At 72.2% G+C, this 14,594-nt stretch carries 14 protein-coding genes; 4 read left to right on the top strand and 10 right to left on the bottom strand.

Features of this window, described 5'->3' with window-relative positions:
* Positions 1-137 precede the first annotated feature (137 nt).
* Complete coding sequence (locus ACZ39I_RS21355; protein ID WP_352387303.1) at positions 138-680, bottom strand: bacterial proteasome activator family protein; 543 nt, start codon at positions 678-680, stop codon at positions 138-140.
* A 136-nt stretch (positions 681-816) separates the two neighbouring features.
* Here ACZ39I_RS21355 and ACZ39I_RS21350 point away from each other — a divergent pair, with 136 nt between their 5' ends.
* Entirely contained in the window at positions 817-1,488 is a 672-nt protein-coding gene (locus ACZ39I_RS21350; protein ID WP_467245908.1) for a hypothetical protein, read from the top strand.
* 16 nt (positions 1,489-1,504) lie between these two features.
* Here the strand turns inward: ACZ39I_RS21350 and ACZ39I_RS21345 are convergent, their stop codons facing one another.
* The gene (locus ACZ39I_RS21345; protein WP_467245907.1) at positions 1,505-2,485 is read right to left on the bottom strand and encodes an NAD(P)H-quinone oxidoreductase; all 981 of its coding nucleotides are present in this window, start codon (positions 2,483-2,485) and stop codon (positions 1,505-1,507) included.
* Positions 2,486-2,594: 109 nt separating this feature from the next.
* Between ACZ39I_RS21345 and ACZ39I_RS21340 the strand changes: the two genes are divergently transcribed.
* Positions 2,595-3,605, top strand: coding sequence for an ATP-binding cassette domain-containing protein (locus tag ACZ39I_RS21340; RefSeq protein WP_467245906.1), 1,011 nt, complete (start codon positions 2,595-2,597; stop codon positions 3,603-3,605).
* The gene (locus tag ACZ39I_RS21335) at positions 3,602-4,450 is read left to right on the top strand and encodes an ABC transporter permease (RefSeq protein WP_451473579.1); all 849 of its coding nucleotides are present in this window, start codon (positions 3,602-3,604) and stop codon (positions 4,448-4,450) included. The genes ACZ39I_RS21340 and ACZ39I_RS21335 overlap by 4 nt, the downstream gene beginning before the upstream one ends.
* Positions 4,451-4,769: 319 nt before the next feature.
* Here the strand turns inward: ACZ39I_RS21335 and ACZ39I_RS21330 are convergent, their stop codons facing one another.
* The 6 genes from ACZ39I_RS21330 to pdhA form a co-directional block, all read right to left on the bottom strand.
* The gene (locus ACZ39I_RS21330) at positions 4,770-5,876 is read right to left on the bottom strand and encodes a potassium channel family protein (RefSeq protein WP_451473578.1); all 1,107 of its coding nucleotides are present in this window, start codon (positions 5,874-5,876) and stop codon (positions 4,770-4,772) included.
* Positions 5,864-7,249, bottom strand: a complete 1,386-nt coding sequence (locus ACZ39I_RS21325) for a molybdopterin molybdotransferase MoeA (RefSeq protein ID WP_467245905.1) — start codon at positions 7,247-7,249, stop codon at positions 5,864-5,866. Before ACZ39I_RS21325 ends, ACZ39I_RS21330 begins: the two co-directional genes overlap by 13 nt.
* Positions 7,246-8,166 (bottom strand): NTP transferase domain-containing protein, encoded by a 921-nt coding sequence (locus ACZ39I_RS21320; RefSeq protein ID WP_467245904.1) that lies wholly within the window; start codon positions 8,164-8,166, stop codon positions 7,246-7,248. Before ACZ39I_RS21320 ends, ACZ39I_RS21325 begins: the two co-directional genes overlap by 4 nt.
* A 129-nt stretch (positions 8,167-8,295) precedes the next feature.
* Positions 8,296-9,615, bottom strand: a complete 1,320-nt coding sequence (locus ACZ39I_RS21315) for a dihydrolipoamide acetyltransferase family protein (protein WP_467245903.1) — start codon at positions 9,613-9,615, stop codon at positions 8,296-8,298.
* Entirely contained in the window at positions 9,615-10,619 is a 1,005-nt protein-coding gene (locus ACZ39I_RS21310) for an alpha-ketoacid dehydrogenase subunit beta (protein WP_467245902.1), read from the bottom strand. Before ACZ39I_RS21310 ends, ACZ39I_RS21315 begins: the two co-directional genes overlap by 1 nt.
* Entirely contained in the window at positions 10,616-11,761 is a 1,146-nt protein-coding gene (pdhA, locus tag ACZ39I_RS21305; RefSeq protein ID WP_467245901.1) for a pyruvate dehydrogenase (acetyl-transferring) E1 component subunit alpha, read from the bottom strand. Before pdhA ends, ACZ39I_RS21310 begins: the two co-directional genes overlap by 4 nt.
* A 174-nt stretch (positions 11,762-11,935) precedes the next feature.
* On the opposite strand from pdhA, the gene ACZ39I_RS21300 reads away from it, so the two are divergent.
* A complete protein-coding gene (locus tag ACZ39I_RS21300) occupies positions 11,936-12,436 on the top strand; it encodes an Lrp/AsnC family transcriptional regulator (RefSeq protein ID WP_393602303.1) in 501 nt (166 codons plus the stop codon).
* Between the two features lie 2 nt (positions 12,437-12,438).
* Here ACZ39I_RS21300 and ACZ39I_RS21295 read toward each other — a convergent pair whose 3' ends face one another.
* Both ACZ39I_RS21295 and ACZ39I_RS21290 read right to left on the bottom strand, forming a co-directional pair.
* Positions 12,439-13,029, bottom strand: a complete 591-nt coding sequence (locus ACZ39I_RS21295; protein ID WP_352387281.1) for a TetR/AcrR family transcriptional regulator — start codon at positions 13,027-13,029, stop codon at positions 12,439-12,441.
* Positions 13,026-14,543: a 3-hydroxyacyl-CoA dehydrogenase gene (locus ACZ39I_RS21290; protein ID WP_467245900.1), complete on the bottom strand. Its 1,518-nt coding sequence runs from the start codon at positions 14,541-14,543 to the stop codon at positions 13,026-13,028. The genes ACZ39I_RS21295 and ACZ39I_RS21290 overlap by 4 nt, the downstream gene beginning before the upstream one ends.
* Between the last annotated feature and the right edge of the window lie 51 nt (positions 14,544-14,594).

The raw sequence follows: 14,594 nt of genomic DNA, 5'->3' as shown, positions 1-14,594 counted from the left end.
GGAACGGGCTCCGTGGCCAAACTCACGAAGAAGAACCCGAACGAGCGTTTCCGACCAGCGGTTTTCCAGCGGCGGCTCTCCAGCGGAGAGATGAAGGGCCCGGCAGCGTCGGCTGCCGGGCCCTTCCTGGTCGGGGGTTACAGGTACGGTCCGCCCGAGCGGCCGCCCGCGCGCGGGTCACCGCCGTCCTCCTGGCCGCCGACACCCGGCGGGAGGGCGCGGCGCATCGACTCCAGCTGGGCCCGCGCGGCCATCTGCTGGGCGAACAGGGTGGTCTGGATCCCGTGGAAGAGTCCCTCGAGCCACCCCACCAACTGGGCCTGCGCGATGCGCAGTTCCGCGTCACTCGGGGTCACGTCCTCGTTGAAGGGCAGGGAGAGCCGCTCCAGCTCCTCCACGAGCTCGGGGGCCAGGCCGTCCTCCAGCTCCTTCACCGAGCTGGCGTGGATCTCCTTGAGCCGGGCCCGGCTGGCCTCGTCGAGAGGAGCCGCGCGCACTTCTTCGAGCAGCTGCTTGATCATGCTGCCGATCCGCATGACCTTCGCGGGCTGCTCGACCATCTCCGTGACCGGGACCTCCCGGGAGTCGTCGTCACCCCCGCCGCCCAGTGCCATCCCGTCCTGGCCCACGACCAGGATCTGGGGACTTTCCGGCGAACCTTCGTTCCTCGGCATCTCCATGCCGCCATTCTCTCGCACCGGTACACCTCACCACTGGGGTGCCCCCAGTGTGTGCTGATCCACCGCTCCCGGTGGGAATCGCCCCCATGGAGTCACCCGGAATGCCGGTCCTCTGACGAAATGCCAGTCTTGTCCCGTGACTCTCTGGCTGCGCGCGACAGTACTGGCGATCGTGGTGGGCGCGAGCGCGACGCTCCTGCCGCAGGCCGACCGGGCGTACGGCGCCGAGCCGACGCGACCCGTCCCGACGGCGAGCAGGTCCGCCTCCGCCGCCGCCACGCGGTCACCGGGCTCGGTGCCGGCCCACGAGACCCTGCGGAAGCCCGTACGGCCGTACGCCACCGGGCCCCTGCCGCAGGACACGTCGGCCGCCCCCTCCGGCCCCCCGTCGAGCCCGAAGCCGACTCGTGAATCGCGGCACTCCGTCTCCTCCGGTGCCCCGCGCGGGCACGGCCCGAAGCGGGCCTCGCCCTCGGCCTCCCTCGCCCCCTCCCCCTCGGCCGCCACCCCCTCCCGTGCGGGCAGCCGTGCGGGGGAGGGCCGGGAGCGGCCGGGGCGGCGGGAGGAACCGGAGGCGGAGGCGGAGAACGCGGACGCTACGCAGTCCGCGGGGACCGACGCGGGGGACGACGGCCTCACCGCCGTGTCGAAGCCGCCTCCGCAGACCGCCGCGGCACGGCCGTCCCGCCCCGCGGAGCGGCCCGTGGCCGGGACCAAGGTGTTCATCCTGCCGCTCGGCACCGGGCTGGTGCTGGTCGGACTGGGGCTCGGACTCGGCCTGTTCGCGCTGCGGATACGGCGCTCGTAGGGCCGTACCGGAACTCCTAGGAGGCGACCAGCAGGACCTTGCCGATGTGGCCGCTCTCCTCGACGACCCGGTGCGCGGCGGTCGCGTCGCTCATCGGGATCTCGCGGTCGACGACGGGACGGATGTGCCCGGCGTCCAGCAGCGGCCACACATGCTCGCGTACGGCCGCCACGATCGCCGTCTTCTCGGCCGGCGGCCGCGCCCGCAGCGAGGTCGCGCTGATCGCGGCGCGCTTGTTCAGCAGCGTGGCGATGTTCAGTTCGCCCTTGACGCCGCCCTGCATGCCGATGATCGCGAGGCGTCCGTTGACGGCGAGGGCGTTGATGTTGCGGTCGAGGTACTTCGCCCCCATATTGTCGAGGATGACGTCGGCGCCCGCCCCGTCGGTGGCCTTCCCGACCTCCTCGACGAAGTCCTGCTCGCGGTAGTTGATCAGGATGTCCGCGCCGAGCTCGGCGCAGCGGTCCAGCTTCTCCCGCGTGCCCGCGGTCACCGCGACCTTGGCGCCCACGGCCTTCGCGAGCTGGATCGCCATGGTGCCGATGCCGCTGGAGCCGCCGTGCACCAGCAGGGTCTCCCCGGGGCGCAGGTGGGCGACCATGAAGACGTTCGACCAGACCGTGCAGACCACCTCGGGCAGCGCGGCCGCCCGCTTCAGGTCGATGCCCTTGGGCACGGGCAGCAGCTGCCCGGCCGGTACGGCGACCTTCTCGGCGTATCCGCCGCCCGCGAGCAGCGCGCACACCTCGTCGCCGACGGCCCAGCCGGAGACACCGGGGCCGATCTCGGCGATCCGCCCGGAGCACTCCAGGCCGGGGTAGGGGGAGGCGCCGGGCGGGGGGTTGTAGAAGCCCTGGCGTTGCAGGATGTCGGCGCGGTTGACGGCTCCGGCCACCACCTCGACCAGCACCTCGCCCTCGCCGGCCACGGGGTCCGGCACCTCGCTCCAGACCAGCGCCTCGGGTCCACCGGGTTCGGGAATCGTGATCGCATGCATGCGCTCGACGCTACTCCCCGCCGGAAAAAAGTCCGTGCGCCACCGATGAGTTCGCGCGACGGTAAAGGTCTCCCCATGTGTAGCCCGAGTACGCGGAAGGACACCCACCATGAGCCAGCACACGTCGGACCTGGCCATCGAGACCGCAGGCCTGGTGAAAACGTTCGGCGAGACCAGGGCCGTCGACAGAGTCGACCTCGCGGTGCCGGCCGGCACGGTCTACGGCGTCCTCGGCCCGAACGGCGCCGGCAAGACCACCACCGTGAAGATGCTCGCCACTCTCCTGCGGCCCGACGGCGGCGAGGCCCACGTCTTCGGCCACGACGTCGTCCGCGAGGCCGACGAGGTCCGCGGCCGCGTCAGCCTCACCGGCCAGTACGCCTCCGTCGACGAGGACCTCACCGGCACCGAGAACCTGGTCCTGCTGGGCCGTCTGCTGGGCCACCACAAGAAGGCGGCACGCGAGCGCGCCGGGCAGCTCCTGGAGGCCTTCGGTCTCTCGGAGGCGGCCGGAAAGCAGGTCAAGCACTACTCCGGCGGTATGCGGCGCCGTATCGACATCGCCGCGTCCATCCTCAACACCCCCGAGCTGCTCTTCCTCGACGAACCCACCACCGGTCTCGATCCGCGCAGCCGCAACCAGGTCTGGGACATCGTGCGCGCGGTCGTCGCCCAGGGCACCACCGTGCTGCTGACCACGCAGTATCTGGACGAGGCCGACCAGCTGGCCTCCCGGATCGCCGTCATCGACCACGGCCGGGTGATCGCCGAGGGCACCAAGGGCGAGCTGAAGGCCTCCGTGGGCGCCGGGACCGTACATCTGCGCCTGCGGGACGGCGGGCAGCGGCCGGAGGCGGCGGAGATCCTACGGCGGGCCCTGGACGCCGAGGTGCAGCTGGAACCGGACTCGGTCGCGCTGACCGCCCGGCTCGCCACGGCAGCCGGTGACACGGCCGCCGAACAGGCCTCCCGCGCCCTTGCCGAACTGGCCCGCACCGGCATCACGGTCGACAACTTCTCGCTCGGCCAGCCCAGCCTGGACGAGGTGTTCCTCGCCCTCACCGGACACGACACACAGGACACCCAGAACGCCCAGAACGGCGAGGAGATCGCGGCATGAGCACCGTCACCCAGACCGAGGCGCAGGACCTCGCCCCCGTCAGCGCCGAGTCGCTGGCCGCGCTGCTGGTCACCGGGGAGCGGCCGCCGCGCCCGAGCGCGCTGTCGGCTTCGCTGACCTTCGGCTGGCGGGCGATCCTCAAGATCAAGCACGTGCCGGAGCAGCTCTTCGACGTCACCGCGTTCCCGATCATGATGGTGCTGATGTACACGTACCTGTTCGGGGGCGCCCTGGCCGGGTCCCCGGAGGAGTACATCCAGTTCCTGCTGCCGGGCATCCTGGTGATGTCGGTCGTGATGATCACGATGTACACCGGTGTCTCGGTCAACACCGACATCGAGAAGGGCGTCTTCGACCGCTTCCGCTCGCTGCCGATCTGGCGGCCGTCGGTGATGGTCGGCTATCTGCTCGGCGACGCCCTGCGGTACACGATCGCGTCCGTCGTGATGCTCACCGTCGGCGTGATCCTGGGCTACCGCCCGGACGGCGGGATCGGCGGGGTGGCCGCCGGGATCGCGCTGCTGGTCGTCTTCTCGTTCGCGTTCTCGTGGATCTGGACGATGTTCGGGCTGCTGCTGCGGACCGAGAAGTCGGTGATGGGCGTCAGCATGATGGTGATCTTCCCGCTGACCTTCCTGTCCAACGTCTTCGTCGACCCTCGCACGATGCCGGGCTGGCTCCAGGCCTTCGTCAACAACAGCCCGATCACCCATCTGTCCTCGGCCGTACGCGAACTGATGGCAGGCGACTGGCCCGCCGACGAGATCGCCTGGTCACTGGGGTGGGCGGCCCTGTTCGTCGCGGTCTTCGGACCGATCACCATGCGGCTGTACAACCGCAAGTGACCAGATCCGCGTTCCGGAGCGCGTTCAGTCCTGCGGAAGCGGGCGATGTCGGATACCCATCTGTCCTCGGCCCTCGCGCAAACGGATGACCGGCGACCGGCCCGCCCCCGAAACCGCCTGATCGCTGCGGTGGGCGGCCCTGTTCGTCGCGGTCTTCGGACCGAACACCATGCGGCTGTACAACCGCAAGTGACCAGAACCGCGTGCCGGAGCGCGCAGTCCTGCGGGAGCGGGCGATGTCCACTGAGCAGCCCACGAAACCGCCTGGTCGCTCGGGTGGGCGGGCCTGTTCGTCGCAGAGCCGCGTTCCGGAGCGCGTTCAGTCCTGCTGAAGCGGGCGGAAGTCGGGTGCCACCTGGGTGCCCGGCGTCGCCCGCACGATCGTGATCAGCCGGTCCGTCAGCTCCAGCGTCCCGACGGCCGGATCGTCGTACCCGAGCACCCGGTGCCCGCGCAGCACACTGACCACCAGGTCGTCCGTCTCCCGGGGCTTCCTGCCCACCTCGGCCTTTATGACCGGTCGTTCGATGATGTCGAGCCCGCTGCCCTGCTGGATGAGGTCCTCCATCACCATGCCGGCCGCGGGGCTCAGCACCGACAGTCCGAGGAGCCGGCCGGCCGCGCTGGCGCTGGTGATGACCGCGTCCGCGCCGGACTGCTTGAGCAGCGGCGCGTTCTCCTCCTCGCGCACCGCGGCCACGATCTTGGCGCCCTTGTTGAGCTGCCGGGCGGTCAAGGTCACGAGGACGGCCGTGTCGTCGCGCTGCGTGGCGATGATGATCTTCCGCGCCCTGTGCACCTCGGCCCGCTTCAGCACCTCACTGCGCGTCGCGTCACCGATGACCCCCGCATAGCCCTCGGCCGTCGCGGCCTCGATCGCCTTGCCACTGGGGTCGACCACCACGACCTGCTCCTTCTTCAGGCCCGTCGCGCACACGGTCTGGATCGCGGAGCGTCCCTTGGTTCCGAAGCCGACGACGACGGTGTGGTCGCGCAAGGTGGACCTCCAGCGGTTGAGTCGCCACTCCTCGCGGGTGCGCTCGGTGAGGACCTCGAGCGTGGTGCCGACCAGGATGATCAGGAACAGCACACGCAGGGGCGTGATGACGAAGATGTTGGTGAGCCGGGCGGCATCGCTGACCGGGGTGATGTCGCCGTATCCGGTCGTGGAGAGCGTGACGGTCGCGTAGTACCAGGCGTCGAGGAAGTCGACCGACCGGTCCGAGCTGTCGTTGTAGCCGTCGCGGTCGGCGTAGACGATCAGGGCCGTCGCCGCGAGCACCAGCAGGGCCATCAGCACCCGCTTGGCGACCTGGCGGAACGGGTGCTCCACCACGGTGCGCGGCAGCTTCACCTTGTGGGTCACGAGATGCTCGTCCGCCTGGCGGGCGATCGCGTCATGGCCCGGAAGTTTCACGTGAAACACACCCCGATTCCGGCGGACGCCCAGGGCAGATCGAGCAGTTCGGCCTCCTGCCCCGGCCGGGCACCCCCGGGCGGTACGACGGCGAGGGCATCGGCGGCCGCGATGCCCCGGAGCATGGCCGGACCGTTGTAGTGCAGCGGGATCGCGCAGTCACCGTGCAGGACGACCGGGACGAGCCGGGTGTCGTAGGGGTGACCGTGGGCCTCGTCCCTCAGGGGCAGGGTGTACGGCTCCGGGGCCGGGCGGGCGGCCAGGGTGCGCAGCAGCGGTTCGGCGAGCGTGAGCAGGCCGGAGACGGCGGCCAGGGGGTTGCCCGGCAGACCGACGAGGTGCTGGTTCTCCTTGGTGCGGGCCAGCAGCATGGGGTGGCCGGGGCGCACCTTGACACCGTCGACCAGGAGTTCGGCGTCGATACGGCGAAGGATGGGGTGGACGTGGTCGACGGGCCCGGCCGCGGTGCCGCCGGTCGTGACGATCACGTCCGCCTTGGAGCCGGTGATCGCCTTGTGCAGGGCCTGGGCGGAGTCACCGAGCCGGCGTACGGCGGTGACCTCGGCGCCGAGCGCGCGCAGCCAGGGCGGGAGCATCGGGCCGAGGGCGTCCCGGATCAGACCGTCGCGCGGGGTGCCCTCGGTGAGCAACTCGTCGCCCAGGACGAGGACGTCGACGCGGGGGCGGGGTACGGCGGTGAGGGTGTCGTACCCGGCGGCCGCGGCCAGGCCGAGGACGGCCGGGGTGGCGAGGGTGCCGGGCGGCAGGAGCTGGTCGCCGCTGCGGCATTCCTGGCCGCGCGGGCGGATGTCCTGGCCGTGCACGACCTCCCGGGTGGCGTGCAGCCGGCCCTTCTCGTCGGTCTGCCCGTGCTCGCTGCGCAGGACGGCGGTGGTGTCCGGGGGGACGCGCGCGCCGGTGGCGATCCGGGCCGCCTCGCCGTCGGTGAGGGGCGCGGGCTCGGCGTGCCCGGCCAGTACGCCCTCCTCCCGTACGGCCCAGGGGCCGGGGCCCGCGACCGCCCAGCCGTCCATGGCCGAGGTGTCGAAGGAGGGGAGGTCGGTGAGGGCGTCGAGGGGGGCGGCCAGGGTGAGTCCGAGGGCGTCTTCGAGCCGTACGGAGACGGGGGCGCGGCGGCTGACCGCCCGGGCGGCCCGGGCGGCGGTGGTGCGGGCCTCGGGCCAGGGGGTCGCCCTGTGGCGGGCATCGGGTTCGGCCGCCGGGCCTGAGCCCTGGGGCGGCGGCGCGGGAGTGCGGCGGCCCCCCGGTTGCGTGGTGCCGTTGTCTTCTCTCACCAGGGCCAGCGCCTCCTCGACGTCGAGGTCGTCGGCGTCCTCGGCGAGGCCCGCGGGGTCGCCGGCGCGCACGGACCGGGCGGTCATCCGGCGTCCGGGCGGGTGTCCGGGGCCCCGTCGGGCGCGGCGGCCGTGTCCCCGTCGGCCTCCTCCGCCCAGCGCAGGGCCAGGGCCGCGGCCTTGCGGGAGGCCTCGGCGACCGCCTCGGGGTCTCCGCCCGCCTGGGCGGCGGCGTAGCCGACGAGGAAGGTGGTCAGCGGTGCCGCGGGCCTGGCCACGCCGTGCGCGGCGTCACGGGCGAGGTCGAGCAGCGCGCCGGTGTCGACGTCGAGGTCGATGCCCAGCTCGTCCTTGACTGCGGAAATCCATTCATCCAACACGTGCCCATGCTCCCTGATGCGTGCCCTGGCGGTGGCGATGTCGTCCCAGGTGTCGCAGTCGAAGGACGCGACGGGGTCGGGGACGCGGGTGAGGTCGAGCGCGGCGGTCAGCCGGCGCAGCGGAAGGCCGGTGAGAGCGCCGTGCTCCTTCGCGAGTGCAGCGAGCTCGTGGCGCAGTGAGCTGGTGCGGTACGCGGCCACCAGCGGCTGGTCGCGGCCGTCGGCGTCGGTGAGCAGCACGCCGTCGGCGCCGCCCGTGCGCAGGACGGTCAGCAGCGTTCGTGCCGTGCCCTCCTGAAGGAAGGGCAGGTCGGCGGAGAGCACCAGGACGTACCGCGCCGCGGTGTGCCGCAGGCCGGCGTCCAGGGCGGCCAGCGGACCGCCGCCGGGCGGGTCCTCGCGGGCCCAGGTGACCGACCGGGCGGTGGGGCGGGGGTCGGCGACGACGACGGTGGTGCTCGCGTCGGCGCAGGCCGCGAGGACGCGGTCGAGCAGGGCGCGTCCGCCCACCCGCACACCGGGCTTGTCCGCGCCGCCGAGGCGCCGGGCGGCACCCCCGGCGAGCACGACCACGTCGTACACAGGACCGGCGTCCGAGGCGCGCGGGGGCTCGTTGGAGGTCACCCCCCGAGTATGCGTGCCGTCGCGATCACAGGGAACGTACGGCGGCACCGCGATCAGGGGTGGCGTGCCGGCACCGCGCTCGCGGCGGGCGGATGCCGGTGCCGCGAGCGTGGTGTGCGGATGCCTCGGTCACAGGGTGCGCAGCAGGACCGCCGGCTGTTCCACGCAGTCCGCCACATACCGCAGGAAGCCGCCCGCGGTGCCGCCGTCGCACACCCGGTGGTCGAAGGTGAGCGAGAGCTGGACGACCTGACGCACCGCCAGCTCGCCCTCGTGCACCCATGGCTTGGGGACGATGCGGCCGACGCCGAGCATGGCCGCCTCGGGGTGGTTGATGATCGGCGTGGAGCCGTCGACACCGAACACGCCGTAGTTGTTCAACGTGAAGGTGCCACCCGTGAGTTCCGCGGGGGTGAGGGTTCCGGTGCGGGCCGCCTCGGTCAGCCGGGCGAACTCCGCGGACAGCGACTCCGCGTGCCGCGCGTGCGCGTCCTTGACGACCGGCACGACCAGTCCCCGCTCGGTCTGCGCGGCGAACCCCAGATGCACGGCGTCCAGTCGCACGATCTCCCTGGCCGCCATGTCGACGGTGGAGTTGAGCTCGGGGAAGCGGGCGAGGGCGGCGGTGCAGATCCGGGCGAGCAGCGCGAGCAGGGAGATCTTCGGGCCGCCGGTCGCGTTCATCGCGGCACGCGCGCGCATGAGTTCCGTCGCGTCGGCGTCCACCCAGCAGGTCGCGTCGGGGATCTCGCTCCGGCTGCGGGACAGCTTGTCGGCGACCGCGCCCCGGACGCCCTTGAGGGGGACACGGGTCCCTGCGGGGGTGGTGGCCGGGGCGGCCGCCGGGGTGTGCGGGGCTTGCGGGTTTTCCGGGGTGACGGTCGGTGCCGGTGCCGGGCGTCCCTGTGAGGCGGCGGCACGCAGGGCGTACTCGACGTCGGCCCGCAGGATCAGTCCGTCGGGGCCGGAACCGGTGAGCTCCCTGAGGTCCAGGCCGTTCTCACGGGCGAGGCGGCGGACCAGCGGGGAGATCACGGGGACGGGACCCTCGACCACCTCGGGAGGTGCCGGACTGCCGTTCACCGGCACGGGGACCTGCTGCTCCCGCCGCACCCTGCGCCTGCGCGCGGGTGCCTCCGAGGTGCCGTACCCGACAAGGACGTTCCCCGAGCCCTCGGTCCGTACCTCGGGGTCGGACGCCGGTGCCCCCACCGCGACCGTGATGAGCGGTGACCCCACGGGAAGCTCACTGCCCTCCTCGCCGAAGCGGGCCGTGACGACCCCGGCGTAGGGGCAGGGGACGTCGACCATCGCCTTGGCCGTCTCGACCTCGACGACCGGCTGGTCGACCGCGACGACGTCGCCGACCTCCACCAGCCAGCGGACGATCTCCGCCTCGGTCAGGCCCTCGCCGAGATCCGGCAGCCTGAACTCCAGGACCTGCGCCATCAGCTCTCCGCCTCCCACTGCAGACGCCCCACGGCGTCCAGGATCCGGTCCACACCGGGCAGGTGGTGACGCTCCAGCATCGGCGGCGGATAGGGGATGTCGAACCCGGCCACGCGCAGCACCGGCGCCTCCAGATGGTGGAAGCAGCGCTCCGTGATCCTGGCCGCGATCTCCCCGCCCGGTCCGCCGAACCCGCCCGACTCGTGCACGATGACCGCTCGTCCGGTCCGCCGTACCGAGGCCGAGACCGTGTCGTCGTCGAACGGCACCAGTGAGCGCAGGTCGACGACTTCGAGGTCCCACCCCTCCTCCCGCGCGGCCTCGGCGGCTTCGAGGCACACGGGTACGGACGGCCCGTACGTGATGAGTGTGGCGCTCCGGCCGGAGCGCCGCACCACCGCGCGGCCTATCGGTTCAACGGCCTCAGGGTCGTCCGGGTTCCAGGAGTCCTTCGACCAGTACAGCCGCTTGGGCTCCAGGACGACGACGGGGTCGTCGGAGGCGATGGCCGCGCGCAGCAGTCCGTAGGCGTCGGCGACGGTCGCGGGCGTGACGACGTGGAGTCCCGGCGTCGCCATGTAGTAGGCCTCGGAGGCGTCGCTGTGGTGCTCGACCCCGCCGATGCCGCCGCCGTAGGGGACCCGGATGGTGATCGGGAGCGGCATCGCCCCGCGGGTGCGGTTGCGCATCTTCGCCACATGGCTGATCAGTTGCTCGAACGCCGGGTAGGCGAAGGCGTCGAACTGCATCTCCACGACCGGCCGCAGCCCGTACATCGCCATGCCGACGGCCGTGCCGAGGATGCCGGCCTCGGCGAGCGGGGTGTCCGTACAGCGGTCCTCGCCGAACTCCTTGGCCAGTCCGTCGGTGACCCGGAAGACACCGCCGAGGGTGCCGACGTCCTCGCCCATGACGTGCACGGTGGGGTCGGCCGCCATGGCGTCGCGCAGCGCGCGCGTGAGGGCCTGCGCCATGGTGGCCGGCTTGAGGGCGACGGTGGTCATCGGTGCGTCCCCCCGTGAGCGTCGTGCTCGGCTTCCAGTTCCGCACGCAACTGGGCCTGCTGCTCGCGCAGTTGCGGGGTTGGCTCGGCGTAGACATGGGCGAACAGGTCCATCGGGTCGAGGACCGGGTCCTGGTTCATGCGCTCGCGCAGCCCCGCGGCGAACTCCTCCGCGTCCTCGCGTACGGCCTCGATGCCGGCCTCGTCGATCAGGCCGCGCTCGGTCAGCTCGTGCTCCAGGAGGGCGATCGGGTCGTGTCCGCGCCAGGTCTCGACCTCGGCGTCGCCGCGATAGCGGGTCGCGTCGTCGGCGTTGGTGTGGGCGTCCACGCGGTAGGTGATCGCCTCCACCAGGGTGGGGCCGCCGCCCGCGCGCGCGTGGCGTACGGCGGCGGTGAGGACCTCGTGCACGGCGGCCGCGTCGTTGCCGTCGACCAGCCGGCCGGGCATGCCGTAGCCGACGGCCTTGTGGGCCAGCGAGGGGGCCGCGGTCTGCTTGGCGAGCGGGACGGAGATCGCGAAGCCGTTGTTCTGTACCAGGAAGACGACCGGGGCCTGCCAGACGGCGGCGAAGTTCAGTGCCTCGTGGAAGTCGCCCTCGCTGGTGCCGCCGTCGCCGACCATGGCGAGGGCGACCACGTCGTCGCCCTTGAGACGGGCGGCGTGTGCGAGGCCGACGGCGTGCGGGAGCTGGGTGGCGAGCGGGGTGCACAGCGGGGCCACCCGGTGCTCGCGCGGGTCGTAGCCGGTGTGCCAGTCGCCGCGCAGGAGGGTCAGCGCCTGGACGGGGTCCACGCCGCGGGCGACGGCGGCGAGGGTGTCGCGGTAGCTGGGGAAGAGCCAGTCGTGGTCCTGAAGGGCCAGCGCGGCGGCGATCTCGCAGGCCTCCTGGCCGGTGCTGGAGGGGTAGACGGCGAGGCGGCCCTGCTTGGTGAGGGCGGTGGCCTGGGTGTTGTAGCGGCGGCCGCGCACCAGCTCAGCGTACAGCCGGCGCAGCAGGGCGGGGTCGGCCTGCGCAGCCGCGTCGGTGCCGAGGACGCGATGGGGCTGCGCGTCGGGCAGCAGGGGCGCGGGGTCCGTGCGGGGCTGCCAGGCGGGCGGCGGCGATGGCCGATACGCGCCACGCTGCTCCATGACCGTCATGACGGCACCTCCTCGTGGGAGCGGCTGGTGGCGCACCACGGGTGTGAGGCGCCTCACCTACCGATTGTTCGGTCGTCGGCACATTTTGGCTACAGGCCCCCTCAGGCTGTGGACAAACGGTTCTCCACAGCCTGAGATGGACGCAGTACGTCCATGGTAGGGAGGCGGGGGGACATGGCACCTGAACAAATGGCCGAAGGCGCGGAGGGCGGTGTCCCCCTTCCGCCCCCGCGTCCGCTCGACGCCATCGATCAGGACATCCTCCAGATGCTCCAGGCGGACGGCCGCGCGTCGATAAGGTCGGTCGCCGAACGGGTGCATGTCTCGCGCGCCAACGCCTACGCGCGGATCAACCGGCTCGTCGAGGACGGCGTCATCCGCGGCTTCGGCGCCCGGGTCAACCACGAGCGCGCGGGCCAGGGCACCTCGGCCTACATCACCCTGAAGATCGTCCAGAACTCCTGGCGCACGGTGAGCGAACAGCTCAGACAGCTGCCCGGGGCTTCGCACATCGCGCTGGTCGGCGGCGACTTCGACGTCCTGCTGCTCGTGCACACCCCGGACAACAGATCCCTGCGCGAACTGGTCCTCACCCGCCTCCAGGCCATCCCCGAGGTCCTCAGCACCCGCACTCTCCTGGTCTTCGAGGAGGAGGACCTGGAACCGCAGGGCTGAGTTCAGGAAGCCTTGCGCAGCCCACCGAAGATCAACTGGGCCACCGCGTCCGCCACTTCGCGTTCGTTCATGCCGCGGCCGTCCGGGCGGTACCACTCCACGATGGAGTTGATCATCCCGAAGACCAGGCGGGTCGCGAGGCGTACCTCCACGTCACCGCGTACGTCGCCGTCCGCGGCCGCCGCCTTGAGGAGCTCGGCGACGCGGTGGTCGAAGTCGCGGCGGCGCTCCAGGGCCCACCGCTCGGTGCCGGTGTTGCCGCGCACCCGCAGCAGCAGGGTGACGTACGGGAGTTCGGCGATCAGCACCTCCACCATGCGCCGCACGACGTACTCCAGGCGGCCGGAGGCACGGCCCACACGCGCGTGCTCCTCGTCGAGGATCCCGAAGAGACCGTCCAGCGCCCGGCTGACGGCCCGGCGCAGGAGCTCCTCCTTGCCGGAGACGTGGTGGTAGATCGACGACTTGGAGATGCCGGCCGCCTTGGAGAGGTGCTCCATGGAGGTGCCGTCGTAACCGCGCTCGATGAAGACCTGGACGGCGACGGACAGCAGCGTCTCCGGGGTGTACGTGTCACGCTTGGCGGTCGTCATGAGGTACTGCCCTCCCGCTTGTCGGAGGCGTACGCGTGCCGGTACAGCGCGAGCGAGGGCGCGTACCGTCCGGACGGGTCGCGCAGGTGCAGGTCGTCGAGGAGGGCGTAGGCCCAGTTGCGGCCCAGCCTGCGGCTCCACTCGAAGGGGCCCAGCGGATAGTTCACCCCGAGCCGCATGGCGGTGTCGATGTCCTCCCGGGTGGCGACGCCCTTGGCGACGGCGTCGTGCGCCAGGTCGATGATCCGGGCGACCGTACGGGCGACGATCATGCCGGGCACGTCACCGATGGCGCTGACGTCCTTGCCGAGCGCCTGGAAGAGCCCGACGGCCTCGCCGAGCGTCTGCTGCGAGGTGTCCTGGGAGGCGGACAGCGCGATCCGCGTGGCCCTGCGGTAGTCGAGGGCGAGATCGAAGTAGACGACGTCCCGGAACTCCACCGAGGTCTGCCCGTCGGCGAGCGCGAGCTGCCCGCCGCTGGGCAGGACCAGTCGGGTGCCGTGGTCCTCCTCGTCGTCGCGGACCTGGATGCCCGCCTCGCGGATCAGCGCGAGCAGTTCGGACGCGGGGCCCAGATCGCCCTCGGCGACGACGTACGCGGGCGCCTGGGCCCGCTCCGCGGTGTGCGGCTCGTCGCGCTCGACGCCGTCCGTGTAGTCGTACCAGCCCCGCCCGCTCTTGCGGCCGAGCCGGCCCGACTCGACCAGGCGCTGCTGGGCCAGCGAGGGCGTGAAGCGCACGTCCTGGAAGAAGGCGTGCCACACCGAGTGCGTCACGGACTCGTTGACGTCCTGTCCGATCAGGTCGGTCAGTTCGAACGCGCCCATCTTGAAGCCGCCGCACTCGCGCAGGACCGCGTCGATGGTGGCGGGCTCGGCGCCCTGGGCCTCGTAGACCGCGAACGCCTCGGCGTAGAAGGGCCGCGCGATGCGGTTGACGATGAAGCCGGGGGTGTCGGCGCAGGCGACCGGGGTCTTGCCCCACGCGCGTGCCGTCTCGTACGCGCGCGTGGCCGACGAGACCTCGGTGGCGAACCCGGAGACGACCTCGACCAGCGGCAGCAGCGGCGCGGGGTTGAAGAAGTGCAGGCCCACGAAGCGGCCCGGGTGGCGCAGGGCACCGGCGATGGCCGTCACCGACAGGGAGGAGGTGTTGGTGGCGAGCAGACAGTCCTCGCCGACGATGTCCTCCAGCTCCCGGAACAGCTCCTGCTTGACGTCCAGTCGCTCCAGGACGGCCTCGACGACCAGGGTGCAGTCCGCGAGGTCGGTGAGGTGCTCGGCGGCCACGAGACGGGTGCGCGCCGCGTCCCGGTCGGCGGCGGTGAGCCGGTCCTTCTCGACGAGCCGGTCAAGGCGGGCACCGATCGCGTCGGCCGCCTCCCGGGCACGGCCGGGGGCGGCGTCGTACAGCCGCACGGTGTGCCCGGCGACCAGCGCGACCTGGGCGATGCCCTGGCCCATGGTGCCGGTGCCGACGACGGCCACGGGGCTGCTGAGGTCGAGTCCTGTCATGTGCGCGATCCTCCCGCACGGGGTTTTCCACAGATGCGGCGGACCCCCTTG

It is taken from the genome of Streptomyces sp. NPDC024687 (genome assembly GCF_055559055.1).
Note: the sequence above shows the minus strand (reverse complement) of the source record. Positions and strands in the feature narration are given on the sequence as shown.